The organism is Actinacidiphila oryziradicis (assembly GCF_005047355.1).
Classification (GTDB): Bacteria; Actinomycetota; Actinomycetes; order Streptomycetales; family Streptomycetaceae; genus Actinacidiphila; species Actinacidiphila oryziradicis.
Map to the genome: position 1 here is coordinate 20,513 of NZ_SUMC01000057.1, position 25,089 is coordinate 45,601.

20 protein-coding genes and 2 pseudogenes are annotated in these 25,089 nt (G+C 70.0%); 14 read left to right on the plus strand and 8 right to left on the minus strand.

Annotated elements, in window-relative coordinates:
• Positions 1–1,374: a peptidase C39 family protein gene (locus FCI23_RS37240; RefSeq protein WP_136728596.1), complete on the minus strand. Its 1,374-nt coding sequence runs from the start codon at positions 1,372–1,374 to the stop codon at positions 1–3.
• Between the two features lie 553 nt (positions 1,375–1,927).
• Here FCI23_RS37240 and FCI23_RS37245 point away from each other — a divergent pair.
• Positions 1,928–2,953 (plus strand): sialidase family protein, encoded by a 1,026-nt coding sequence (locus tag FCI23_RS37245; RefSeq protein WP_211265618.1) that lies wholly within the window; start codon positions 1,928–1,930, stop codon positions 2,951–2,953.
• A 59-nt stretch (positions 2,954–3,012) separates the two neighbouring features.
• Here FCI23_RS37245 and FCI23_RS37250 read toward each other — a convergent pair whose 3' ends face one another.
• The 3 genes from FCI23_RS37250 to FCI23_RS37260 are packed head-to-tail and all read right to left on the minus strand — an operon-like array spanning position 3,013 to position 6,277.
• Positions 3,013–4,113: a threonine aldolase family protein gene (locus FCI23_RS37250; protein WP_246144450.1), complete on the minus strand. Its 1,101-nt coding sequence runs from the start codon at positions 4,111–4,113 to the stop codon at positions 3,013–3,015.
• Positions 4,092–4,859, minus strand: a complete 768-nt coding sequence (locus tag FCI23_RS37255; protein WP_211265620.1) for an SDR family oxidoreductase — start codon at positions 4,857–4,859, stop codon at positions 4,092–4,094. Before FCI23_RS37255 ends, FCI23_RS37250 begins: the two co-directional genes overlap by 22 nt.
• 20 nt (positions 4,860–4,879) lie before the next feature.
• A complete protein-coding gene (locus tag FCI23_RS37260; RefSeq protein WP_136728599.1) occupies positions 4,880–6,277 on the minus strand; it encodes a DUF6421 family protein in 1,398 nt (465 codons plus the stop codon).
• A gap of 155 nt (positions 6,278–6,432) precedes the next feature.
• Between FCI23_RS37260 and FCI23_RS37265 the strand changes: the two genes are divergently transcribed.
• The 4 genes from FCI23_RS37265 to FCI23_RS37280 all read left to right on the plus strand — a co-directional run bounded on the left by FCI23_RS37265 (position 6,433) and on the right by FCI23_RS37280 (position 9,729).
• Positions 6,433–7,134: a glycerophosphodiester phosphodiesterase gene (locus FCI23_RS37265; protein WP_136728600.1), complete on the plus strand. Its 702-nt coding sequence runs from the start codon at positions 6,433–6,435 to the stop codon at positions 7,132–7,134.
• Between the two features lie 92 nt (positions 7,135–7,226).
• Entirely contained in the window at positions 7,227–8,123 is an 897-nt protein-coding gene (locus FCI23_RS37270) for an ABC transporter substrate-binding protein (RefSeq protein ID WP_136728601.1), read from the plus strand.
• Positions 8,120–8,980, plus strand: coding sequence for an amino acid ABC transporter permease (locus FCI23_RS37275; RefSeq protein WP_211265619.1), 861 nt, complete (start codon positions 8,120–8,122; stop codon positions 8,978–8,980). The genes FCI23_RS37270 and FCI23_RS37275 overlap by 4 nt, the downstream gene beginning before the upstream one ends.
• Positions 8,977–9,729 carry an amino acid ABC transporter ATP-binding protein gene (locus FCI23_RS37280; RefSeq protein ID WP_136728603.1) on the plus strand — a complete coding sequence of 251 codons (753 nt, stop codon included), beginning with the start codon at positions 8,977–8,979 and terminating at the stop codon, positions 9,727–9,729. Before FCI23_RS37275 ends, FCI23_RS37280 begins: the two co-directional genes overlap by 4 nt.
• A gap of 321 nt (positions 9,730–10,050) precedes the next feature.
• Here the strand turns inward: FCI23_RS37280 and FCI23_RS37285 are convergent, their stop codons facing one another.
• Positions 10,051–10,575 (minus strand): GNAT family N-acetyltransferase, encoded by a 525-nt coding sequence (locus FCI23_RS37285; RefSeq protein WP_136728604.1) that lies wholly within the window; start codon positions 10,573–10,575, stop codon positions 10,051–10,053.
• A 36-nt stretch (positions 10,576–10,611) separates the two neighbouring features.
• Between FCI23_RS37285 and FCI23_RS37290 the strand changes: the two genes are divergently transcribed.
• The 6 genes from FCI23_RS37290 to FCI23_RS37315 all read left to right on the plus strand — a co-directional run bounded on the left by FCI23_RS37290 (position 10,612) and on the right by FCI23_RS37315 (position 15,085).
• Complete coding sequence (locus FCI23_RS37290; RefSeq protein ID WP_136728605.1) at positions 10,612–10,998, plus strand: VOC family protein; 387 nt, start codon at positions 10,612–10,614, stop codon at positions 10,996–10,998.
• Positions 10,999–11,266: 268 nt separating this feature from the next.
• Positions 11,267–11,815, plus strand: a complete 549-nt coding sequence (locus tag FCI23_RS37295; protein ID WP_136728606.1) for a DUF5134 domain-containing protein — start codon at positions 11,267–11,269, stop codon at positions 11,813–11,815.
• 72 nt (positions 11,816–11,887) lie between these two features.
• Positions 11,888–12,835: a M56 family metallopeptidase gene (locus FCI23_RS37300; protein WP_136728607.1), complete on the plus strand. Its 948-nt coding sequence runs from the start codon at positions 11,888–11,890 to the stop codon at positions 12,833–12,835.
• Positions 12,836–12,921: 86 nt separating this feature from the next.
• Positions 12,922–13,611 carry a phosphatase PAP2 family protein gene (locus FCI23_RS37305; RefSeq protein WP_136728608.1) on the plus strand — a complete coding sequence of 230 codons (690 nt, stop codon included), beginning with the start codon at positions 12,922–12,924 and terminating at the stop codon, positions 13,609–13,611.
• Positions 13,608–14,315, plus strand: a complete 708-nt coding sequence (locus FCI23_RS37310) for an HAD family hydrolase (RefSeq protein WP_136728609.1) — start codon at positions 13,608–13,610, stop codon at positions 14,313–14,315. The genes FCI23_RS37305 and FCI23_RS37310 overlap by 4 nt, the downstream gene beginning before the upstream one ends.
• 131 nt (positions 14,316–14,446) lie before the next feature.
• Positions 14,447–15,085, plus strand: coding sequence for a TetR/AcrR family transcriptional regulator (locus FCI23_RS37315; protein ID WP_136728610.1), 639 nt, complete (start codon positions 14,447–14,449; stop codon positions 15,083–15,085).
• On the opposite strand, the pseudogene FCI23_RS37320 reads toward FCI23_RS37315, so the two are convergent.
• Positions 15,018–16,151, minus strand: a pseudogene (locus FCI23_RS37320) (LVIVD repeat-containing protein). The gene FCI23_RS37315 and the pseudogene FCI23_RS37320 sit on opposite strands and share 68 nt — an antisense overlap.
• A gap of 45 nt (positions 16,152–16,196) precedes the next feature.
• Here FCI23_RS37320 and FCI23_RS63255 point away from each other — a divergent pair.
• The 3 genes and pseudogenes from FCI23_RS63255 to FCI23_RS37330 all read left to right on the plus strand — a co-directional run.
• Positions 16,197–16,298 (plus strand): annotated as a pseudogene (locus FCI23_RS63255) (DUF305 domain-containing protein); the annotation flags it as partial.
• Positions 16,262–18,010, plus strand: coding sequence for a DUF305 domain-containing protein (locus FCI23_RS37325; RefSeq protein ID WP_136728611.1), 1,749 nt, complete (start codon positions 16,262–16,264; stop codon positions 18,008–18,010). The pseudogene FCI23_RS63255 and the gene FCI23_RS37325, both read left to right, overlap by 37 nt.
• Positions 18,011–18,172: 162 nt before the next feature.
• Positions 18,173–19,513 (plus strand): nucleobase:cation symporter-2 family protein, encoded by a 1,341-nt coding sequence (locus FCI23_RS37330; protein ID WP_136728612.1) that lies wholly within the window; start codon positions 18,173–18,175, stop codon positions 19,511–19,513.
• On the opposite strand, the gene FCI23_RS37335 is transcribed toward FCI23_RS37330, so the two are convergent.
• Together FCI23_RS37335 and FCI23_RS37340 are read right to left on the minus strand one after the other, a co-directional pair.
• The gene (locus FCI23_RS37335) at positions 19,506–22,760 is read right to left on the minus strand and encodes a glycoside hydrolase family 3 C-terminal domain-containing protein (RefSeq protein WP_136728613.1); all 3,255 of its coding nucleotides are present in this window, start codon (positions 22,758–22,760) and stop codon (positions 19,506–19,508) included. The genes FCI23_RS37330 and FCI23_RS37335 overlap by 8 nt on opposite strands.
• A gap of 69 nt (positions 22,761–22,829) precedes the next feature.
• Positions 22,830–24,923 (minus strand): discoidin domain-containing protein, encoded by a 2,094-nt coding sequence (locus tag FCI23_RS37340; RefSeq protein WP_407646083.1) that lies wholly within the window; start codon positions 24,921–24,923, stop codon positions 22,830–22,832.
• Positions 24,924–25,089: the final 166 nt, after the last annotated feature.

The window sequence follows — 25,089 nt, forward strand, 5'->3', positions numbered from 1 at the left end:
TCAGTAGATCCCGAGGCCGGCCAGTGCCCGGCGCTGCAGCGGAGAGGGCTTGACCGGCCAGTAGAGATAACAGACGCCGCCGCTGCCGCTGCGGATCTGCCCGGCGGCGTTGTACCGCTTGGTCCGGAGCCACACGGTCTCGAACTCGGAGCGCTGGTAGATCCGGCGTACGGCCGTGTCGTCCGTGCTCGCCGGGTCGTTCGCGATCACGTCACCCTCGGGTGTGAAGCCGACGACGACCATCAGGTGGCCGGAGGTGCCGTAGCCGGCGCCATCGAGCTCGGTGGCGAGGAAGGACTGGGACGTTATCACCGGGATCCCGGCCCGGATCAGCCGCTCGGCGTCATTGAGGCTGTGCAGCCGGGTGACGACGGCGTTCAGACCGCAGTACGTCGCGGCATAGGCGGCGTTGAACGGCCAGTTGCCGCATCCTTGGTACTGGGCGTCATAGGTGAAGCGGGCCGCGTGGTCGACCTGCGGGTCGGCGTAGGAGGGGTCGACCCAGGCGAGCTGCTCGGCGGTGGGCTTGCGCCCCCAGTACTCGATGACCATCTGGGACGAGGTGGGGCTGCACCAGGCCTCGCCGCCGTTGTCGTACTCCGGATACTGCCCCTTGTGGATCTCCTGGGAGTAGCGGGGCACGGGCAGTTCGGCGCCGGCGCCCTCGCCGGGCACCGAGCCGGTGACGGTGAAGCGGTCGGGGATGTCGGAGGCCATGGCGCCGGTCCGCCACACCACCGGGGTGAGGTCGGTGCCGGGCTCCCGGTAGAGGGTGAGCCGAAGCCGGTACGAGGCGAGGCGCAGGCCGGATTCGGGCGTATCGATGGAGAAGGTGTCGGTCCCGATGCTGCTCCTGCCGTCGCCCTGACCGTCGAGGGAGGTGCGCCTGATGTCGGCGTCGCCGGACGCCCAACGGCCCATCACATACCAGGGGGTCGCGGTGCCGTCGGTGTATGTCCCGGTCAGCTCGGCCTGGATCCAGGTGCCGGCCGGGGTGTCCGCGTTCCAGGAGGCCACCACTTCGCCGGCGGGGTGCGGCAGGATGCGGACCGGGGAGGTCCAGACGGCCGTCTCCCAGGAGGAGGTCTGCTGGGTGTGCGGGTCGGTGTACACGACGGTGGAGGTCGGCCGGCCGATGACGATGCCGTAGCGGGGCCCGGTGAGCCGGGTGCCCTCGGCGGTGCCGGAGCACCAGTCGGCGTAGGACGTCCAGGAGTGATGGTCGACGGGCGCGTCGTCCGTGTTGCCGGCCGGGCGGGCGTTGCCGGCCGGGCGGGCCGTCAGGGGCACGGCGGAGGCCGGCGGTGCGGTGGTGGCGGCCGCGACGGCGAGCGCTGCGGTCAGTACGGTGCGGCGCGGTGTGGGTCTGGTCATGGTCGGTGTCTCCCTCTCACGAACGCCTCTCATCAACTGGCCGAAGTCCGACTCCGACAAGCTTAGAGGCCGCGCGAATAGGTGGGGCGGCGTCGCTGGCCGATGGCTCTCGCCTGGCGGCGTTGTCGTCGGTCAACGACTCTCCCCCAGACTCCGTCCGGGAGGTGCCCCCACCAAGCTCTCGGCTCCGCCCGAGCAGGGGGCACCCCCATCGCGTCGCCTCGCCCCCAGCCTTCGGCCGGGAGGTGCCCCCAGGAGGTGCCCCCACCTCCGCCTTGCCAGACTTGCCCATCGCCCCGCTCCTTCACCCGCCCCACCTATTCGCGCGGCCTCTTATTGGCAACTATTTCACGGAGTGTCAGCCCCGACTTCCCGACTACGGGTGAGAGCGTGTCCGCGACCGATGCCAACGCCGCAGAGGAAGCCGATGACGCGTCATGTCTTCAGAACCGGCAGGGCCCTGACCGGTCTCGCATTGCTCGCCACCGGAGCATTGGGCTGGGAATCATCCGCGCAAGCGGGGCCGAAGCCGCGTTCCGCATGCACACAATCCGTGCCTTTCCGATCCGGAACCGAAGGGTATGACACCTTCCGTATCCCGGCCGCGCTGATGGCCGGGCGGAACACACTGCTCGCGTTCGCCGAAGGGCGGAAGAATTCCGCCGCCGACGACGGCGACATCGACACGGTGCTCCGGCGGTCGTCGGACGGCGGCTGCACCTGGGGCCGCCTCCAGGTCATCGCCGACGGCGGCGCCGACACCCTCGGCAATCCCGCGCCGGTCGCCGATCCGCGTACCGGCCGGGTGGTCCTGCTGCTGTGCCGCACGACAAGCCGCTCGCCGAACCGGCGGGTCTACGTACTTCACAGCGACGACAACGGCGCCACCTGGACCCGGCCGCGCGAGATCACCTCCGCGGTCAAGCGCCCGGACTGGAGGTGGTACGCCACCGGCCCCGGGCACGCCATCGCGCTGCGCCGCGGACCGCACGCCGGCCGGCTGCTGGCAGCGGCCAACCACAGCACGGCAAGCGAAACCGGAACCGGAACCGGGCCGGAGTCCGGCAGCCACTCGCTGTACAGCGACGACGGGGGCGACAGCTGGCACATCGGCTACGTCGCGGACCTTCCCGGCGGCCGGCTGAAGCTCAACGAGGGCACCCTGGCCGAGCTGCCGGACGGCCGCGTCTATGTCAACGTGCGCGACCAGGGCGGCTTTTCGCAGGCCGGCCGCGCTGACGCGTACAGCTCCGACGGCGGCCGCACCATCAGCGGCGTTTTCCGCCCGCAGAAGGATCTCACCGGCCCGGTGGTCCAGGGCAGCCTGCTACAGACCGACGGCGGCCCGCTGCTGTACTCCGGGCCTTCGGACCCGCAGCGGCGGGCCAGGATGGCAGTGCGCGTCAGCCGGGACGGCGGCCGGACCTGGACCGCCGGACGGACCATCAGCACTCGCCCGGCCGGCTACTCGGATCTGCTGGGGCTCGGCGGACGGTCCGTCGGCCTACTCTACGAAACGGGCGTGGAATCCCCTTACGAGACCATCACGTTCACCCGGTTCACGGTCCCGGCGGACTGACCGGAACCCTTCGGTCCGTTTCCGGCGGATTCCTGGCCCGCCTATCGGAATTCTTCGTATCAGGAGGTAATCGGGTGGGCCATTTCCTCGGCCAGGGCGGCGGCGAAGGAATCTACATCGTCCTCTGTGGTGTCGAAGGCGCACATCCAGCGGACCTCGGCGGTGCTCTCGTCCCAGAAGTAGAAACGGTAGCGCTTCTGCAGGCGCTCGCTCACTTCACGCGGAAGCAGTGCGAATACGGCATTCGCCTGTACAGGACGCACGACGGTGACGCCCGCTATGCCACGCACGGCCGCTTCCAGTCGCTGGGCCATGGCGTTGGCGTGGCGGGCGCTGCGCAACCAGAGGTCACCGGCGAGCAGCGCCTCGAACTGCACCGAGACGAAGCGCATCTTGGAGGCGAGCTGCATGGAGAGCTTGCGCAGGTGCTTCATGGCACGCACCCGCTCCGGGCTGAGGACGACGACGCACTCGCCGAGCAGCAGGCCGTTCTTGGTGCCGCCGAAGGAGAGGATGTCCACTCCGGCGTCGGTGGTGAAGGCGGCGAGGGGGACGCCGAGGGTGGCGGCGGCGTTGGCGATCCGGGAGCCGTCGAGGTGGACGGTGAGGCCGCGCTCGTGGGCGTGGTCGCAGATGGCCCGGATCTCGGCGGGGGTGTAGCAGGTGCCGAGTTCGGTGGTCTGGGTGATGGAGACGACCTGCGGCTGGGCACGATGCTCGTCGTCGAAGCCCCGGGCCTCCAGGTCGATCAGCTCGGGGGTGAGCTTGCCGTCGGGCGTGGTGACGGTGAGCAGCTTGAGGCCGCCGACCCGCTCGGGCGCGCCGCACTCGTCGGTATTTATGTGGGCGGAGGCGGCGCAGATGACGGCGCCCCAGCGTTCGGTGACGGACTGGAGCGCCGTGACATTGGCGCCGGTGCCGTTGAAGACCGGGTAGGCCTCGGCGCGCGGGCCGAAGTGGCGGCGGAAGATCTCCTGGAGGTGCGCCGTGTACTCGTCGTCGCCGTAGGAGACCTGGTGGCCGCCATTGGCGAGGGCGATCGCGGCGAGCACCTCGGGATGGACTCCGGCGTAGTTGTCGCTGGCGAAGCCACGGACCTCCGGGTCGTGGTGGCGGACTGCGTCCGTCGAGGGGGCGGTCAGGGGCGCGGGGTGAGCCACAGGCGGTTTCCGTTCACTTCTTCTACGGGCCGGTTCCATACGCCGGCTATGGCGTCGGCCAGGTCGGTCACATCGGTGAAGCCGGCGAATTTGGCGTTGGGGCGCTCTGCCCGCATCTCATCGTGCACCAGTGCCTTGATGATCAGGACGGTGGCTGCCGCGGTGGGCCGCTCATCCGCAAGCTTGCGGAAGGAGTCGCCCATGGCGAGGGTCCAGGCCTCCGCGGCGGCTTTGGCGGCGGAGTAGGCGGCGTTCCCGGCGGTGGGCGCGGAGGCGCCGGCCGCGCTGATGAGGACATACCGACCGTAGGGGCTGCGCAGCAGCGGGTCGTGGAAGGCGAGCGAGGTGTGCTGGACGGTGCGGATGAGGAGCTTGTGCAGGAAGTCCCAGTCGGCGAGGTCCGTCTCGGGGAAGCTGGCGGAGCCGCGCCAGCCGCCGACGAGGTGGATCATCCCGTCGACACGGCCGCGGTCCTTCTCGATCCGGTCGGCCCAGCGGCGGGTGGCTTCCAGATCGAGGAGGTCGATGATGTCGCCGGTGATGTCGGCGCCTCCGACGTCGTAGCGCGCCTCGTCGACGGCCTGGGCGAGCCGCTCGGGGTTGGCGTCGGCACCGATCACCTGCGCGCCTTCCTGCGCGAGCCGGCGGAGCGTCGCACGGCCGGCCGGTCCGCCGGCGCCGGCCACCGCGATCACCGCTCCGCCGAGGCGGCTCCTGGGTTCGGTCGGCAGCCCCGTCATCGTCATCGCCTCCTCAACCGTCTCGCTCACGCGGCGGCCCGCAGCGGGCCGCCGGTGGTGATGCCCTTGGTGGAGGCGATCACTCCGCGCAGCTTCTTGGCGAGCGCCTCGTAGAACATACTCAGCGGAAACTCGTCCGGCAGCACGTCGTCCACGAGTTTACGCGGTGGCTGGGAGAGATCCAGGGCGTCCGGGCCCTTGGCCCACACCGAGCCGGGGTGCGGGGAGAGATAGCTCGCGACGAGATCGTAGGCGGCGAACCAGTGCACCAGTTTGGGGCGGTCGATGCCGGTCCGGTAGAGATCCTCGATCTCGGCGCAGAGCTGGTTGGTCACCTGCGGGGCGCGCTGCCAGTCGATGTGCAGTTTGTTGTCCGTCCAGCGTACGGCGTCGTGCTTGTGCAGGTAGGCGAAGAGCAGCTGGCCGCCGAGGCCGTCATAGTTGCGGACCCGCTCTCCGGTCAGGGGAAACCGGAAGAGGCGGTCGAAGAGGACCGCGTACTGGACGTTGCGGCCCATCTCCACGCCCTCGGCCTCGAGCTTCACAGCCTCCTTGAAGGCGGTGAGGTCGCAGCGCAGCTCCTCCAGGCCGTACATCCAGAACGGCTGGCGCTGCTTGATCATGAAGGGGTCGAAGGGCAGGTCGCCGTGGCTGTGAGTGCGGTCGTGGATCATGTCCCACAGGACGAATGTCTGCTGGGCGAGCTCCTGGTCGGCGAGGAGGGCGGCGGCATCCTCGGGGAGCGACAGGCCGAGGGTGCCGACGGCGGCCTCGGTGACCGCGCGGAAGCGGGCAGCCTCGCGGTCGCAGAAGATACCTCCCCAGGTGAAGCGCTCGGGGGCCTCCCGGACGGCGACGGTCTCGGGGAAGAGCACCGCGGAGTTGGTGTCGTAGCCGGGGGTGAAGTCCTGGAAGGTGATCGGCACGAACTGCGGGTTGTCGTAGCGGGTGCGCTCCAGCTCGGCGAGCCACTGCGGCCAGACGACACGCAGCGCGACCGCTTCGAGGTTGCGGTCGGGGTTGCCGTTCTGGGTGTACATCGGGAAGACGACGAGGTGTTCCAGCCCGTCCCTCCGGTCGGCGGCGGGCTGGAAGGCGAGCAGCGAGTCCAGGAAGTCGGGGACGCCGAAGCCGGTCCCGGCCCAGCGGCGCAGGTCCTCCACGAGCGCCTTGTGGTAGCCGGCGTCGTGCGGCAGCAGCGGGGCCAGCTCCTCGATCGCGGCTATGACCCGGTCCAGGATCCGCTCCGCGTCCGCGGCGGAGGGGGTGCCCTCCGCGGAGAAGTCGACGGAGCCGTCCTTCCGCTGCCACGGGCGGATGACCTCAACCGCCTGCTTCAGTGCGGCCCAGGCCGGGTGCCGTACGACTCCGTCGCAGGACGTATCGATTGCATCCGTTGCCGTAGACGAAAGAATTTCACTCATGACCCCTCCTTCACAGAATAACCTTCGGTCTATGTACGGTATCCGCGCAAGGTTCTCCTGATCAAGTGGAAGGGGGACGATCTTCCTCAGGTGGTCGGCGTGCCGTCACCGGGTGTTCGCCGTAGTGCGGTCCGGCGCGGCCTAGGCTGGCGGCCATGAGCTTCCTCACCGTCGGCCACCGCGGCGTGATGGGCGTCGAGCCCGAGAACACCCTGCGCTCCTTCGTCCGCGCCGAGCGCGAGGGCCTGGACCAGATCGAGCTCGACCTGCACCTGAGCAAGGACGGCGCGCTCGTCGTGATGCACGACGCCAAGGTCGACCGGACGACGGACGGCAGCGGCGCGATCGCCGATCTCACCCTGGCGGAACTGCGCCAGCTGGACGCCGGGCTCGGCGAGCGGGTGCCGGTCTTCGAAGAGGTGCTGGACGCTGTGGCGACGCCCATCCAGGCGGAGATCAAGGATGTGGCGGCGGCACGGGTTCTCGCGGACGTACTGCGCGAACGACGGCTCCTCGACCGGGTCACCGTGCTGTCGTTCCATGACGAGGCGTTGCGCGAGGTCCGGGAGTACCTGCCCGGCGTACGGACGGTGCTGGTCGCCGGCCGGCTCGGCCCGGAGATCGTGGAGCGGGCGCAGGATGTCGGCGCGCACCTGGTCAGCCTGGAGTTGCGGCGGATCTACCTGGAACTGGTCCGGCAGTGCCACCGCGCGGGCATCGCCGTCATGGCGTGGACCGTCAATACCGCGCAGGAGCTGGCACTCGCCCGCGCCCTGGGCCTCGACGGCGCCGCCACCGACGTCCCCGAGATCAAACACGCGGTGGCGGCCGGGAAGAGCATGGGACCGGCCACCTGAGGTAGGCAACACGCCTGTCACAAATGTCCGCCATGTGGACGGTCACCGGCCTGATCTGGACAGACCCACGGCTACGGTGTCAATCTCCGGCCATGCGTCCTGCCATCGCCTCGCCGGCCCCGCGCCTCGCCGCCATAGCCGCGGCCTCCGTTCTCGCCCTCACCGCGGCGGCCTGCGCCCCGCAGGACAACACCACCTCGGGCGGTTCCACCTCCGCGTCCGGCTCCGCCTCCCCCTCGTGCACGGCTTCGGGCCTGGGCACCCAGGTCAAGGGGAAGCTGACCGTGGGCACCGACAACCCCGCGTACGACCCGTGGTTCTCCGGCGACAACCCCTCCAACGGCAAGGGATTCGAGTCGGCGGTCGCGTATGCCGTCGCCAAGCAGCTCGGTTACAGCAAGGGTGATGTGGTCTGGCAGAAGGTGGCATTCAACAATGCCTTCGCGCCGGGCGCGAAGAGTTTCGACTTCGACATCAACCAGGTCTCCATCAACGCCGACCGCAAAAAGGCGGTGGACTTCTCCTCCGGCTACTACGACGTCCGGCAGGCCGTCGTAGCGCTGAAGGGCTCCAAGGCCGCCGAGGCGACCAGCATCGCCGGGCTGAAGAAGTTCAAGCTCGGTGCCCAGGTCGGCACCACGAGCCTCGACTACATCAACGACGTCATCAAGCCGGACCAGAAGCCGGCCGTCTACCAGAAGAACGACCTCGCCACCTCCGCGTTGAAGAACGGCCAGGTCGACGCGATCGTCTATGACCTGCCCACCGCCTTCTACATCACCTCGGCCGAGGTGACCGAGGCGAAGATCGTCGGACAGTTCGAGAACTCCGTCGGCAAACCCGAGCACTTCGGGCTCGTCCTCGACAAGGGCAGCAGCCTCACCTCCTGCGTCAGCAAGGCCGTCGACACTCTGCGCAAGGACGGCACCCTCGCTTCCATCGAGAAGCAGTGGCTGTCCGACGCGGTGAACGCACCGGTGCTCAAGTGACCTTGGAGGACACGTACACCCCGTCGGCCCGGCGGATCGAGCGCGAGCGTCACAAGAACGCCCGTACCCGCCGGGCGACGGCCATCGCCGGTCTGAGCACCCTCGTCACGGGCCTGGTGCTCTTCTTCGTCATCACCAACTCCCCCGGCTGGCCGCGCACCCGCGAGACCTTCTTCAGCTGGCACTACGCACGCGTCTCCTTTCCCCAGATCATCGACGGGCTCTGGCTCAACCTGCGGCTGATGGTCGTCTGCGGCGTGATCGTGCTGGTGTTCGGGCTGCTGATCGCCATCGCGCGCACCCTGCGCGGGCCGGTCTTCTTCCCGTTGCGTCTGCTCGCCACCGCCTATGTCGACTTCTTCCGCGGACTGCCGCTGGTCATCTGTCTGCTGGCGGTGGTCTTCGGCGTCCCGGCGCTGCGGTTGCAGGGGGTGACCAACAACCCGGTCATGCTGGGCGGCGCGGCGCTGGTGCTGACCTATTCGGCGTACGTCGCCGAGGTCTTCCGGGCCGGCATCGAGACCGTCCATCCCAGTCAGCGGGCCGCCGCCCGGTCGCTGGGCCTGACCGGCGCGCAGACCATGCGCCACGTGGTGCTTCCGCAGGCTGTGCGGCGTGTCGTACCGCCGCTCCTCAATGACCTGGTGTCACTGCAGAAGGACACCGGGCTGGTGTCGATCGCGGGCGTCGTCGACGCCGTCTACGCGGCACAGATCATCGCCAGCAAGGATTTCAACTACACGCCGTACGTGGTCGCGGGCCTGGTCTTCGTCGCGCTGACGATCCCGATGACCCGGTTCACCGACTGGGTCACGGCCCGGATGAACCGCCGCCAGTCGCAGGGAGGCACGGTATGAGCGACACCCCGGTACTCCGGCTGGAGTCGGTCCGCAAGACATTCGGCGGCTCGGTGGTGCTGCGGGACGTCGGCCTGGCCGTGCCCCCGCACACCGTGACGGTGCTGATCGGCGCCTCCGGCTCCGGCAAGTCCACCCTGCTGCGCTGCGTGAATCTGCTGGAGGAGATCGACGACGGGGCGATCTTTCTCGACGGCGAGGAGATCACCGACCCGCACGTCGACCCGGACTCGGTGCGGCGCCGGATCGGCGTGGTCTTCCAGGCGTACAACCTGTTTCCGCACATGACCGTGCTCGACAACATCACCCTCGCCCCGCGCCGGGTGCACAAGGTGCCGCGCGCCGAGGCCGAGGACCGGGCGCGCGAGCTGCTCGCCCGGCTCGGCCTCGCGGAGAAGGCGGGCGAGTACCCGGACCGGCTCAGCGGTGGCCAGCAGCAGCGCGTCGCGATCGTACGGGCGCTGGCCGGGCAGCCCCGGCTGCTGCTCCTGGACGAGATCACCGCGGCGCTGGACCCGGAACTCGTCGGCGAGGTGCTCGGGGTCGTGCGGGACCTGAAATCGCAGGGGATGACGATGGTCATCGCCACGCATGAGATGGCCTTCGCCCGCGAGGTCGCCGACCAGGTGTGCTTCCTCGACCGAGGCGTCGTGCTGGAGCGCGGCACCCCCGGCGAGGTCTTCGGCTCGCCTACCGCGGTTCGAACCCAGCAGTTCCTGCGGCGGATCGTAGAGGCGGGGCGGCTTTAAGAGGCCGCGCGAATAGGTGGGGTGGAGGAAGGTGGGGGCACCTCCCGGCCGAAGGCTGGGGGCGAGGCGACGCGATGGGGGTGCCCCCTGCTCGAGCGGAGCCGAGAGCTTGGTGCGGGCACCTCCCGGACGGAGTCTGGGGGAGAGTCGTCGACCGACACCGACGGCAACACTTCCAGACGCCCCCGCCGACGGAGTCGGCTGATGTCACAGCTCGGCACGCGACGCCGCCCCACCTATTCGCGCGGCCTCTCAGACTCAGGGTCTGCCCGGCGGAGATCCGCCGGACAGGCCCTGAGACCGACCGGCCTGAGGACGCGCTCAGCCGAGTTTCTTCACCAGCAGCTCGAACCGCAGGTCGTCGCGGGTGGGCAGGCCGAAGCGCTCGTCCCCGTAGGGGAAGGGCGTCGTCTCGCCGGTGCGGGCGTAGCCGCGGCGGACGTAGAAGGCGAGGAGTTCCTCGCGGGCGGAGAGCACCGTCATGTGCATCTCACCCGCGTGCCATTCGTCGCGCGCGAGACGTTCGGCCTCGGCGAGGAGCTTCTTGCCGAGACCATCACCCTGGAGGGTCGGGCGGACGGCGAACATCCCGAAGTACGCTTGACCGCCACGGTCCTCGACCTGACAGCAGGCCACCACCTCGCCGCCCCTCTCGACCACGATCATCCGGCTGTCGGCGTGTTCCAGTACGCCGGCGACGCCTTCGGGGTCGGTGCGCTGGCCGCCGAGGATATCGGCCTCGGTGGTCCAGCCGGCCCGGCTGGAGTCGCCCCGGTACGCGGATTCGATGAGCGCGACGAGCGCGGGGATGTCGGCGGTGGTCGCGGTGCGGAAGGTCGTGTCCATCCGGACGAGGTTACCGTGATCGGTAACCTCGGCCGCATGGTCAACGTACTGAGCAGCCGGATTCTGCTGCGGCCGGCCGACCTGGAGCGATCGCGGGCCTTCTACCGGGACGCGCTGGGGCTGGCGGTGTACCGGGAGTTCGGGGAGCGGTCCGAGCGCGGGACGGTCTTCTTCCTGGGCGGTGGGTTCCTGGAGGTGTCGGGACGGTCGGACGGGCCTGCGACGCCCGCGCTGCGGTTGTGGCTACAGGTCCCCGATACGACGACGGCGTACGAGGAACTGGCGGAACGCGGCGTCAGGGTGCTGCGCGAGCCCCAGTTGGAGCCGTGGGGGCTGGTTGAGATGCGGATCAGGGATCCGGACGGGCACGAGATCGTCATCGTGGAGGTGCCGCCCGGCCATCCGCTGCGCCGTCGGCCCTGACATGTCCCGTGAGCTGCCGGACGGGGCTCGGACCCGGGCCTCGCGCTCCCCCGGTACGTCTGTGCGCTTGGGTGTGCGCCGCCGGGTGCGGGCAGCTTCTTCTGGACGGCCAAGTCCTGCGCCCCGGCTGCTTCGCGTCGTCCGGCACGCGCGGACGCCGCGTTGCGGGGTCATCCGGGTACGCCCGGTGATCCTCCGCCTCGCAGCCGCACTCGGGCGGCGACGCGACACAGGACTCACCCGTCCAGGGCCGGAGGGGAGGCGTTTCATGCATGGAACACTGTTGGTTTGCTGGCTGCTCGTGCTGCTCGGGACGGGGAGCGGGATTGTCTGCCTGCTGCGGACGGGCGGGCGGGGCTCCTCGGGCGACGAGGGCTTCATGGGCATCGGCATGGCGGTGATGGCCGTGCCCGCTTCCGTGCTGGACCTGCGGCCCTGGGGTCCCGGAGTGCTCGCGGTGCTCTTCGGGACGGCGGCGCTTCGGGCGCTGCGGCAGGCCGGAGGCCGTCCGGGGTGGTCCGCGCACCATGTGCACCACGCCGTGGGGACCGCTGCGATGGCGTATATGGCGGCGGTCATGGTCCCGTCGGGCGGGCCGGCGGAACACGCCGGGCACGATCACGTCGGCGTGCCTTTGCTGACGGGGCTGCTGCTGGCGTATTTCGCCGCATATGTGCTGGCGGCCGGGGTGCGGCTGGTGTCGGTGCCCGCGGTGGCGGGGCAGCCGGGCACCGCCGTACTCCAGGCGCCCGAGCTGGCGGCGGCATGCCGGGTGTCCATGGCGATCGGGATGCTCGCGATGCTGCTGGCGCTCTGAGGCGGTGAGGCGTGCGTCACTTTCGCGCCGCGCCACGCCGGAGAGTAGTAGCGCACTCATAGTGTGTGCGGCATGACGGTCCCGTTCGTGCTGCTGGTCCTCGGCGCACTGGCGGCGGCAATGGCGCCGCGCTTGCTGTCCCGTGCCGATTGGCCGGAGCGCGAACCGGTGCTTGCACTGTGGGTCTGGCAGTGCGTGGTCGCCGCCGTCCTGTTGTGTTGTGTGCTCGCGATGGCGCTGAGCGCCGCTGCCGCGTGGGCGGCAGTGCGCGGGCATCTGTTCGCCTTCGCGCCCAGTGGCGTCATGGACGCGTACAGGCTCCCCGGCTACGGGCCCTGGGCCGGATACCTGGCCGCCCTCCTCGCCTGCGGCGGCGTCTGGACCGCGGCGATGCTCACCCGCGAGGTCCGTGCGGCGGGGGCCCGTCAACGGCGGCGGCGCGCCGGCCTTCTGGAGCGTGCCCCGGAAATGCCCGGCGAGCGGCCGGGCCGGGCCGGCCGTCTCGTCGTCCTGGAAGGCGATCGGCCCGACGCCTGGTGGCTGCCCGGCACACGCCCCCGGCTGGTCATCACCACAGGTGCCCTGCGGCGGCTCAAGGGGCGGCAGCTCGATGCCGTGCTCGCCCACGAGCAGGGACACGCACGGGCCCGGCACGATCTGCTGCTGCACTGCGCGAGCGCGCTGGCCGTCGGCTTCCCGCAGGTCCCGGTCTTCGCCGGCTTCCGCAACCAGGTGCACCGGCTGGTCGAGCTGGCCGCCGACGACATCGCCTCACGCCGTTTCGGGCACCTGACAACGGCACTCGCCCTGGTCGAGCTCAACGAGGACCGCGGAGTCTTCGGGCCGTGCCCCACCCCGCTCGCCCAGGTCCCGCACCGCGTCGACCGCCTCCTGGACGCCGCCCCGCGGTTGTCCCGGGCGCGCCGTGCCCGGGTCACCGCGCTCGCGCTGCTCGTCCCGGCCGTGCCGTTGCTGGTGGCCTTCGGCCCGGGGATCGGCGCGCTGGCCCGGGTGTACTGACCCGTGAGCTGGTGGAAACGCCCGGCGGGTTGTCGCACCGGCACCTTGCACGGCCGTACAGGCGCGCCGTCGGCGATGATCCATGTATGCGACGAGCGCCCGTGACCGACCGCCCTGCTCCTGCCCATGCCGAGCGCCGCGCCTGCCTCCGGGCCACCGCGGTACTCGGCGCGCTGTTCGTGCTGCTGCTCGTGCTTGTGGCGGCCCGATGGAGTCCGTTGATGAGGCTGGATGCGAGGACCGCGGCCGACCTGCACCGGGTCGCGGTGGCGCACCCCGGCTGGACGCACGTCAACCGGGTGCTCACCGACTGGGTGTGGGATCCGTTGACGATGCGCGTGCTGCTCGCCCTCGCGGTCCTGTGGGCGCTGTGGCGGCGTGAGCTGCGGACCGCGCTGTGGCTGGTGGTGTGCGGCGTGGCCGGCAGTGTGCTGGAGCAGGGGGTGAAGTCGGCGGTCGGCCGTGCCCGCCCGAGGTGGCCGGACCCGGTGGACAGCGCGAGTTACGCGGCTTTCCCGTCCGGGCACGCGATGACCGCGGCGGTCGTCTGCGGTGCGCTGCTGTGGCTCTTCCTGCGGCGTACTGGGGCGGGCGTCTGGTGGCGCGGGGCGGCATGGGCACTCGCGGTCGTCTCGGTGGTGGGGGTCGGTTTCACCCGGGTCTATCTCGGTGTGCACTGGCCGAGCGATGTGGTCGGCGGATGGCTGTTCGGGGGCGCCGTGGTGGCGGGATCGGCGGCTGTGTGCTCGCCGTGGCTGGAAGAATCGCGGCCATGACGATCAAAGGCTGCATGTTCGACTTCTCGGGGACGCTGCTGCGTATCGAATCCGCCGCCAGCTGGCTGCGAGCAACCCTGGCCGAGGCGGGAATCGCCGTCCGGGAAGCGGAATCCGCCGCCTACGCGCGGCGTTTGGCCCGGTCCGGCGGGCAGCCCGGCGGGCCACCACCGGAGGTCATGCCGCCGCACCTGGAGCAGTTGTGGCGTGAACGCGACCGCAGCGCGGCGCAGCACCGTGCCGCCTACACCGCGCTCGCGCGGGAGGCGGAGCTGCCGTGGGAGGAGCTGTACGACCAGCTGTACGACCGGCATATGGCGCCGGCCGCCTGGACACCGTACCCGGACGCCGCCGAGGTCCTTGGCGAGCTGCGGCGGCGGGGTATCGCGGTGGCGGTGGTGAGCAATATCGGCTGGGACCTGCGTCCGGTGTTCCGGGAGCACGGTCTTGACCGGTTCGTCGATGTGTTCGTGCTGAGCTTTGAGCACGGCGTCCAGAAGCCGGAACCGGGGATTTTCCGTATCGCCTGCGAGGGGCTGGGGCTGCCGCCGGAGCAGGTGGCGATGGTCGGGGACGACCGGCATGCGGACGCCGGTGCCGCCGCGCTGGGCTGCCCCGTGCATCTCGTCGACCACCTGCCGGTGGAGCGGCGCCCGGACGCGCTGTGGCCGGTCCTCGGTCTCCTGGACGAGCAGGTCATATGAACGACCCGGGGAGCGGGGTCCGGCACAGCCGTCGCGAAGCCCGCGAAGAGGTACCCGGCAGTCCCCCGTGCCGCCGGGTACCAACGACTCTGAGTATATTGGCTCAGAGCCAGTCAACGCAGGAGTAAAGCATGTCCCCCCGGCGTCCATCGGTCAATGAAGAGATGCGCCGGCGTTCCCAGGAGCGGTTGCTGCTGGCGACCGTCGAGCTCGTCGAGGAGCACGGTTACGAGGCGACGAAGCTCGGTGACATCGCGGACCGGGCGGGGGCGGCACGCGGGCTGGTCTCGTACTACTTCCCCGGGAAGCGGCAGCTGTTGCAGTCGGCGACGCACCGGCTGATGCACCAGGAGCTGGCCGCCGCGCTCGAGCGCGATCCGCGCGAGATCTGCGGGCGGGAGCGGCTGGCACGGGCGATCGACTGCGTTCTGGGGCTGGCCTCCAGGCATCCGGTGCTGATGCGGGCGCATATGGCGGGGATCCTTCAGGAGGAGGGTTTCGTGCAGTGCCCGGAGCAGCAGCGGCTGGCCGCTCTGTTGCGCGATTCGGTCGCGGGATGGGGGTCGCCCGATCCGGAGTCGGACTACCGGATGCTGCGGGCGCTGTTGATGGGCGCGGTGTTCGCGCAGCTGCTGCCCGGCGCGCCGATGCCTTCGTCACTGCTGCGGGCGGAGCTGTTCCAGCGGTTCGGGCTGGAGTGGTTCAGGGGCGTTCCGCCGGGCGGGGAGCCTCCCGGCGGAACGCCGCTGTTCCGTGGCGGTCAGCGGTAGCCGGGCTGGCTCGGACGTTGAGCTCGGCCAGGCGGACCCGTTTGGCGCTGTCGGTGCGCCGGTCGGAGATCTTCAGGACGTCGAAGCCTTCGCGGATGTCGTTGGAGTAGATGTAGCCGTTGTAGTAATAGGCGGACCACGAGTCGCCGACTGTGAAGGTGTCGGCCGAGATAGGGCCGCGCTCGAAGAATCCGATCTCCTGGGGGTGGGCCGAGTCGGTGAAGTCCCAGACGGAGACGCCGCCCTGGTACCAGGCCTGGACCATGGCCCGGGATGCGAAGGCGTCGATCAGCGGCCTCCGGCCGCGGGGAGGACCAGTGCGTCCAAGACCGTTCGGGACGTGCCGGTGAGCCAGGGCACACTCCTGCTCACTGACCAGGAACGGTAGACGGTGATGTCGTGGCAGCCGGTGGTGGCCGAGACACTCGCCTTGGTGTCGGTGGCCGGGATGCCGGGGTTACCGCCGTCCGGGAAGAGCACGGGGAAGTTGACGACCGCTGAGGCCTCGGGGTTGGCGCGGGGGACCTTGGCCACGGAGATTCCGTCGTGCGGCGGCCGGCAGTCACGCTTGGTCGGCACGAATGTGTGGGTGTGCGAGCCGCAGTCGGTCTCGACGGCGGCCACGTATCCGGGGTTGCCTTGTCGCTGATGTCGAAGACCTTGATGCCCTCCCAGGAGGACTTCTCGGTGGCGGGCTGGGTGGTGCTCGCACAGGAGTTGTCATTGCGGGAGGAGTCGGTGGACAGGATCAGCAGATTCCCGGAGACGGAGATGCCGTTGTGCGATCCGGGACAGAACACCCGGCCCACGATCTCCGGGGTTGCGGGTGGGCTGATGTCGTATACGACAAAGCCGTCGTGGTTTCCGGCGAAGGCGTACTGCCCCTGGAACGCCAGGCCGGAGTCGACGCTTGGAGGGCTTGCTTGGGAATGTTGACCAGGTGTTGGACATTTGCTGCGGCCCGGACAGCGGCACGAAGGCGGGCGGTGGCCCCGGGGTCATCGCTGCGGGCAAGCCGGGCGAGGACGCCTCGACACTCTCCGCCGCGGAAGCGGCGAAGGCCCACCCCGACGACACGCCCGATCAAGCCGATATCGGCTATGTGACCAGGATGGTCGAACACCATCAGCGGGCGCTGCTGATGAGCGGGCTCGCTGCGAAGCGTGCGGAGTCCAAGTGGCTGAAGGGACTCGCGGACCGGATCTCGGCTTCCCAGGGGCCGGAGATCACGACGATGAGTGCCTGGCTGAAGGCCAACGGCGGCATGGCGGAGCACAGCGCACACGAGCACGGCGCCATGCCGGGCACGGCTACGGACCAGCAGATCGCCGAGCGGGAGCGGCCCGGGGTGCGGCGTTCGAGCGGCTGTTCCTGAAACTGATGATCACACATCAGCAGGGAGCGGTCACGATGGCCACCGACGTGCTCTCGGCCGGGAACGACATCCAGGTGGGGGAATGGGCGACCGAAGTGACAGCCCAGCAGACCAGCGAGATCGCACGCATGCGCGGCCTTCGCCGACCTCCCGCGGACCGGGCTCCGGTGCCATGCTGGACGTACCCAGCGGGAAGGAGCCTGCCCGTGCTTCGCGTCGCAGTCGTCGGATCCGGTCCGAGCGGTGTCTACACGGCGGAGGCGCTGGTCCGCCAGGACACGGTGCCCGATGTGGCGGTGGATGTGCTCGACCGGCTGCCGTGCCCGTACGGCCTGGTGCGGTACGGCGTCGCACCCGACCACGAGAAGATCAAATCCCTCCAGGGCAATCTGCGCGGGGTCCTGGAGGGCCCCAGGGTGCGCTTTCTGGGCAATGTGACGGTGGGCGAAAGGCTGGGCCCGGCCGAGCTGCTCGGCCTCTACCACGCGGTGGTGTACTGCGTAGGGGCCGCGGCCGACCGCAGGCTGGGCGTGCCCGGCGAGGATCTGCCCGGCAGCTGCTCCGCCACCCGTTTCGTGTCCTGGTACAGCGCGCACCCCGACGAACCCCCGGACGGCTTCGCACTGCAGGCCCGCTCGGCAGTGGTGATCGGCGTCGGCAATGTGGCGGTGGACGTGGCCCGGATCCTGGCGCGCGGCGCGCAGGACCTGCGCCGCACCGATGTGCCCGACGCGGCGCTGCGTGCGCTGGCCGGCAGCCGGGTCACGGATGTGCACATCGTGGGGCGGCGCGGTCCGTCGCAGGCGAAGTTCACCACCAAGGAGCTCCGGGAGCTGGGCGGCCTGCCGGAAGTGGACGTGCTCGTACGGCCGCAGGAGCTGGAACTCGACCCGGCGTACACGGATCCGTCGGGACTGCCGGCGGTGGCACGGCGGAACGTGGAAGTGCTGCGGGAGTGGGCGGAGCGGGTGCCGCGCGAACGGGCGCGCCGGCTCCATCTGCGGTTCTTCCTGCGGCCGGCGGAGCTGCTCGGCGAGGGCCGGGTGGCGGGGGCGCGTTTCGAGCGGACGACGCCCGACGAGTGCGGCGGGGTTACCGGGACGGGGCGTTACGAGGAGATCGGCGCGCAGCTGGTGCTGCGGTCCGTCGGCTACCGCGGGGTACCGCTGGCCGGGCTGCCCTTCGACGAGGGGCGTGGGGTCGTGCCCAACGAGGAGGGCCGGGTGCTACGGGACGGGGCGCGGTCGCCGGGCGAGTATGTCGCCGGGTGGATCAAGCGCGGCCCGACCGGGGTGATCGGCACCAACCGGCCGTGCGCCAAGCAGACGGCGGCGGCGCTCGTCGCCGACGCGCCCATGCTGCTGCGGGCACGGAAGGTGCCGGGCGATCCGCTGGACGGGCTCCGCGCCCTGGGACAGGACCCGGTGGCGTGGCCCGGCTGGCTGGCGATCGAGGCGGCGGAAGCGGCACTGGGGCGCACCCTGGAGCGTACGACGGTCAAGATCCCTGACTGGCCGGGACTGCTGACCGCGGCGCACCCCGGGCGGTGACGCGTCCCGGACGGTGCCCCACAGGGACCGGCACAAATGGACCGGCGCACAGGCGCCGGCATGCGGGCGGCGACACACGAGTGAAACACCGGCGACATCAACAAACTGTTTAAGCGGTTTACGGTTTCGAGGATCCCTGACCCGCAGCATCCAGGAGTGCTCATGCCGCCCGCACCGGTCCATCCCGTCGACGAGGTCCTGCCTCCCTCACAACTTGGCGCGTTCGGCCTCCAGCATGTGCTCGCCATGTACGCGGGTGCGGTGGCCGTGCCTCTCATCGTCGGCGGATCGCTGAAAATGCCGCCCGCCGACCTGGCGTATCTCATCACCGCCGATCTGCTGCTGTGCGGGATAGCCACACTGCTCCAGTGCGTGGGCTGGTGGCGGTTCGGAGTGCGGCTGCCGATCATGCAGGGCTGTACGTTCGCGGCGGTGTCGCCGATGGTGCTGATCGGCCAGCACGGCGGACTGCCGGCGATCTACGGGTCCGTCATCGTGGCCGGAGTGGCGATGATCCTGCTGGCGCCGGTATTCGGGCGGCTGTTGCGGTTCTTCCCGCCGCTGGTGACGGGCACGGTGATCCTGGTGATCGGGCTGAGCCTGCTGCCGGTGGCCGGCAACTGGGCGGCGGGCGGCACCGGTTCGGCCGACTTCGGTGCGCCGAAAAATCTTGGGCTGGCAGCCGGGGTACTGGTGGCGATCCTCGCGATCCAGCGGTTCGCTCCGGAGTTCATCGGCCGGGTCGCGGTACTGGCCGGCATCGCGCTCGGGATGGTGGTGGCGGTACCGCTGGGATTCACCGACTTCGGCGGGGTCGGGGACGCGGACTGGGTGGGCATCAGCACGCCGTTCCACTTCGGGACGCCGGCCTTCCAGGGCGCTGCGATCGTCTCGATGCTGGTGGTGGCGCTGGTGACGATGACCGAGACCACCGGTGACTTCATCGCGGTCGGCGAGCTGACAGGCCGGCGGGTGGAGCCCGGACGACTCGCGGACGGCCTGCGCGCGGACGGGGTGTCCACGGTGCTCGGCGGTGTGTTCAACACCTTTCCGTACACCGCGTTCGCCCAGAATGTCGGTCTGGTGGGGCTGACCCAAGTGCGCAGCCGCTGGGTGGTGGCGACGGCGGGCGGCATCCTCGTGCTGCTCGGCCTGCTGCCGAAACTCGGTGCGGTGGTCGCGGCCATACCGGCACCGGTGCTGGGTGGCGCGGGGCTGGTGATGTTCGGGACGGTGGCGGCGAGCGGGCTGCGGACGCTGGCCACGGTCGACTTCAAGGACAACCACAATCTGACGGTGGTCGCGGTGTCGGTCGCGGTCGGACTCCTGCCGGTCGGCGTACCGGACGTCTACAAGCAGTTCCCCGACTGGTTCCAGACGGTGATGGACAGCGGGATCAGCGCCGGGTGCCTTACCGCGATCGCGCTCAACCTGCTCTTCAACCATCTGCCGGACAGGAGCGGGTCAGGGGCCCCTCTGCCGGATGGCGGCGGGCTCAGCTGACGGTCCACACGAAGCCGGCGGTGTCGGTGGCGCCGGTGCGGTCGGTCGCGGTGACGCTGACCGTGCTGGTGCCGGTGGAGGTGGCGGTTCCGGAGATCACACCCGAGGGGCTGATGGACAGCCCTGCGGGCAGGCCGGCCGCTGTGAAGGTGAGGGCGGACCCGGCGGTCGTGGTGTGTCCGGCGATCGGGAGTCGTACCGCCGTGCGGACCAGGCTGCTCATGCCGTGCGGGTTGGTCACGGTGACGGTGGTACCCGGACTCCCGGTGCCGGTGGTAACCGTCTTCGCGCTCAGCGTGCTGCTGACCGTCAAGGTCCCGGTCAGGGGCAGGTTGCGGGAGGAGTCGCCCATCATGATCTGGTAGCTGCCCGCGGTGGTCGTCCAGCCGCCGGCGCTGTCCGCCCAGTGCGCCAGGTCGTGCGCGGTGACGGTGAACTGCACGGACTGGCTCGCCCCCGGCTGCAGGTCGACCCGATGGAATCCCTTGAGCTGCTTGGCCGGCTCGCCGGTGGAGGCGGGGTCTGCGACGTAGAGCTGGGCGATCTCGGCGCCCGCGCGGCTCCCGGTGTTGGTGACGGTCGCGCTGACCGTTGCGTTGCCGCTCGCGTCGAGCGCGCCGACCTGGATGCCGGAGAAGGAGAAGGTCGTGTACGACAGGCCGAATCCGAAGGGGTACAGCGGAGTGATGTTGTTTGCGTCGTACCAGCGGTAGCCGACTTTCAGGCCCTCCGAGTACTGCACTGTGCTGCCGTCGCCGGGCCACTGCGCGGTGGTGTGGGCGGGGACGTCGGCCAGGCTGGCCGGGAAGGTGACGGGCAGCTTCCCCGAGGGGTTGACGTCGCCGAACAGCAGCGCGGCCACGGCGTTGCCCACCTCCTGCCCGGCGTACCAGTTCTCCAGCACACCCTGGACCTGGCCCAGCCACGGCATGGTGACCGCCGAGCCCGTGTTGAGGACCACGATGGTCTTCGGGTTGGCGGCCGCGACCTGCGAGATCAGCGAGTTCTGCTGCCCCGGCAGGTCGATGCTGGTCAGGTCGGTGCCCTCCTGCTCCCCGTAGCTGGCGAAGACGATCGCCACGTCGGAGCTACGGGCCAAGGTGACCGCCGACGCGATGTCGGAGGCGTCGTTGTACTGCACGCTCACCCCTGAGCCGGCCCGGTTCTGGATGCCGGTCAGCGGCGAGACAGTGCCGGAGCTGGTAGCGGTGGCGCTGCCGCCGCCCACGCTCTGTACCCCGGCGCCGCCGTCGGCACCCAGGACCGCGATGGAGTGCACCGAGGAGGTCGAGAGCGGCAGGACCCCGGTGTTCTTCAGCAGGACGCTGCCCTGTTCGGCGACCTGGCGGGCGGTCACCTGGTGGGCGGTCGTGGTGACGACGGCGCCGGTCGAGCCGGTTTTGGTCTTGTCGAAGAGGCCGAAGGCGAACATCTGGGTCAGCACCCGGCTGACCATGGTGTTCAGCGTGGCCTGGCTGACCTGGCCGTTCGCGAGTGCCTGGCTGAGGAAGTCCGCGTAGAAGTAGCCGCCGGGCATCTCCATCGTCATCCCGTTGTTCGCGGAGTCGACGGTGGAGTGGGCGGCGCCCCAGTCGCTGGTGACGAATCCGCCGAAGCCCGCCTGCTGGTAGAGGGCGGTGTTCAGCAGATAGGGGTTCTGGCAGGCGTAGGTGCCGTTGACCGTGCTGTAGCCGCACATCACCGAGGCGGCAGCGCCCTTGCTCACCGCGGCCTGGAAGCCGGGCAGGTAGATCTCCTGCAGGGTGCGGGTGTCCACGACGGCGTTGTCGGCGGGACCGTTGCGGTTGGTCTCCTGGTTGTACACGGCCGCGTGCTTGGCCTGCGCCATGACGCCCCGGCTCTGCAGGCCCTGGATGCCGGCGGTGGCCATCTGCGCGGTGAGGTAGGGGTCCTCGCTGTACGTCTCGAAGGCCCGGCCCCAGCGCGGATCGCGGACGATGTTGAGCGTCGGGCCGAGCGCGACATCGGCGCCCTTGCCCGCGAACTCGTTCCCGGCGACCGCGCCGTACTGCTGCTGCAATCCGGTGTCCCAGGTCGCGGCGGAGGCCACGGCCGCGGGCAGCTGGGTCACGCCGCCGAGGCCGTCACCCACACCACTGGGGCCGTCCTGGAAGCCCATCGAGGGGATGCACAGGGAGGGGATCGCGGAGAGGTTGCCGATGTAGGGCGAGGCGTTGCCGTTCCCGTGCAGCATCGAGATCTTCTGGGCCTGCGTCATCTGCGCCATGACCTGGGCGACGCGGTCGGCGACGGGCGCGCTGGAGCCCACCCACGGGCAGACCCCGTTCCCTCCGGAGGGCGGGGTCGTGGTGCCGCCCGGCGTGAGGATCGTGAACTCCCAGAGGGAGTAGCCGTACTGGGTGGCGCGCTGGGTGCCGTACATCCGCACATACCGTCCGGTGCCGGACAGGGTCAGGGTCTCGGTACCGCCCGCGCCGGTGGTGGTGGAGTAGACGGAGGTCCAGCTCGTCCCGTTCGCCGAGATCTGGATCTGGTACGCCTTGGCGTACGCGGTCTCCCAGCTCAGCTCGGCCCCGCAGATCGTCTGGCTGGAGCCCAGGTCGACCTGCAGCCACTGCGGGTCGCTGGCGGCGCTGGACCAGCGGGTACCCAGGTTTCCGTCGAACGCCGAGGCGGCCGGGGTGCCTGTGTTCTCGGTGGAGGACGCGGTGGCGGGCTGGTTCAGCGCGGCTGTCGTGGTGCCACAGGCGGCGGCCGCCGTGCCCCCGTAGACCTGGAACTCCCAGAGGGAGTAGCCGTACTGGGTGGCGCGCTGGGTGCCGTACATCCGCACATACCGTCCGGTGCCGGTCAGGGTCAGGGTCTCGGTACCGCCCGCGCCGGTGGTGGTGGAGTAGACGGAGGTCCACCTCGTCCCGTCCGCCGAGATCTGGATCTGGTACGCCTTGGCGTACGCGGTCTCCCAGTTCAGGACGACCTGGCTGACCGACTGGCTGGATCCCAGGTCGACTTGGATCCATTGCGGGTCGGCCGCGGCGCTGGACCAACGGGTGCCGGTGTCACCGTCCACGGCCCCCGAGGCCGGGGTGCCCGTGTTCTCGGTGGAGGACGCCGTCGCCGGCTTCCCCTGCGAGAGCAGGACCGGTCCGGCGGCCGTGGCCGGTTGGGGTGCGGCGACCAGGGCGAGGGCGGCGATCAGCAGGAACCCGAGAAAGGCAGCCAGCCGTGTCCTGATCAGACGGGCGCGGTGACGGCGCTTCGCCATGCTGTGCACCGACGTTCCGTGCCACGAATGCGACATGACTGGACTGCCTTTCTTCCTGAGGTGGTCGCGCTACTGGGAGACCCGCACGTAGTCGATCAGCATCTTCTGCGGGAAGACGGTCGTGGCGTCGGGAGCGCCGGGCCAGTCACCGCCCACCGCGTTGTTGAGGATGATGTAGAACGGGTGGTCGTACACCCAGGGGCCCTTGGTCTGCTCCAGGGTCGATCGCTCCACTGTGAAGAAGGCGTTGCCGTCCACGGAGAACGTCATGTGGCTGGAGTCCCAGTCCAGGGCGTAGACATGGAAGGCACTTGCGAAGTCGCTGCCCGCCACCGTGTACGGCAAGCCGTAGCCGTTGGCGCCGTTGTAGGCCGGAGCGTGGATCGTCGAGTAGACAGAGTCCGCGACCTTGCCGACGTGCTCCATGATGTCGATCTCACCGCAGTTGGGCCACGGCGTGCCGGTCTTGAAGTTGGAGCCGAGCAGCCAGAACGCGGGCCACAGCCCCTGGGTGCCGGTCACCTTGATCCGTGCCTCGACATGGCCGTAGGTGAAGTTGAAGTGGTCGGAGGTGTTGATCCTGCCGGAGGTGTACTGGCAGGTGGTGCTGCCGCTCAGCGGGTCCGTGGGGCAGCTGGAGCCGGCGGTGACCTCCTTGCGGGCCTCCAGGACCAGATTGCCGCTCCCGTCCTGGTAGGCGTTCTTGTTGTCGGTGTAGTACTCCAGCTCGTTGTTCACGCCGGCGCCGGCGTCGGCGGTCCACTTCGAAGCGTCCGGGGTGGTCCCGGAGGCCGCGTTGAACTCGTCGCTCCACACCAGCTTCTCGGGATTGCCCGGGTTCGGCGGCAGGGCCGGCGGGGCGGTGGGGTTGCCGCCGGTCCCGTAGACGTCGAACCCCCACAGGGAGTAGCCGTACGCGGTGCCGCGGGCCGTGCCGTACATCCGTATGTAGCGGCCGGTGCCGGTGACGGCCAGGGTCTCCTTGAAACCCTTGCCCGTGGTGGTGGAGTAGATACTCGTCCAGTTGGTACCGTCGTTCGAGACCTGGATCTGGTAGGCGGTGGCGTAGGCCGGATCCCACTGCAGGACGACCGTATCGATCTGGGCGGTGGCTCCCAGGTCGACGGCGATCCAGCCGGGGTCGACCCATCCGGTGGTGTCACTGGTCGCCCAGCGGGTGGCGGGGTCGGCGTCGAACGCCTTGGCCGGGGTGCAGCCGGCGCAGTTGGCACTGTCCTGGTAGGTGGACGCTGTGGCCGGTTTGCCGTACGAGAGCAGCACCGAGGACGGTGTGGTGGTGCCTCCTGTGGTGAAGATCTGGAACTCCCACAGGGAGTACCCGTACTGAGTCGCGCGCTGTGTGCCGTACACGCGGACGTAGCGGCCGGTGCCGGAGAGGGTGATCAGCTCGGTGGCCCCAGGGCCGGTGGTGGTGGAGTAAACGGTGGTCCAGTTGGTGCCATCCGGCGAGACCTGGATCTGATACGCGGTCGCATACGCGGTCTCCCAGCTGAGCTGCGCTCCGCAGATGGACTGCGAGGAGCCGAGGTCGACCTGGAGCCACTGCGGGTCGCTCGCGGCGGAGGACCAGCGGGTTCCGGCGTTGCCGTCGACCGCCGAGGAGGCGGGGGTGCCGGCGTTCTCGGCGGACGACGCGGTCGCGGGCTTGTTCAACGCCGCGTTCGTCGTGCCGCAGCCCGCGCCGGCGGTGCCGTAGACCTGGAACTCCCAGAGCGAATAGCCGTACCCGGTGGCACGCTGGGTGCTGTATACCCGGATGTAGCGGCCACTGCCGGTGACGTTCAGGGTTACCGTGCCGCCCGCGCCGGTGGTGGTGGAGTAGATGCTGGTCCAGTTGGCGCCGTCGGTGGAGGTCTGGATCTGGTAGGCGATTGCGTACGCCGCCTCCCAGTTCAGGACCACCTGGCTGATCGCGGCGGTCGCACCGAGGTCGATCTGGAGCCACTGCGGGTCACTGGCGGCGCTGGACCAACGGGTGCCGGTGTCGCCGTCCACGGCCGCCGAGGCCGGAGTGCCGGTGTTCTCGGTGGAGGATGCCGTCGCCACCTTGCCCTGGGAGAGCAGCGCCGCGGCGGCCTGGGCCGGAGCGCCGGTCACGACCAGCGCGAGACTCGCCAACAGAGCGGTGACGAGAATCAGGATGAGGGAACGCCGGCTGCGGCCCTGAGCGGGCCCCCGGCACTTCCCGGAGGGGGTGGGGGGACTGCCTGTCACGGCGTCTCCTCTCGGTAGTCGCCAGGGTGAGAGAGCGCTCTCTCAGTCATGTGATGATTACGGCGTTGTTGCCGACATGTCAATGAGTCATGCA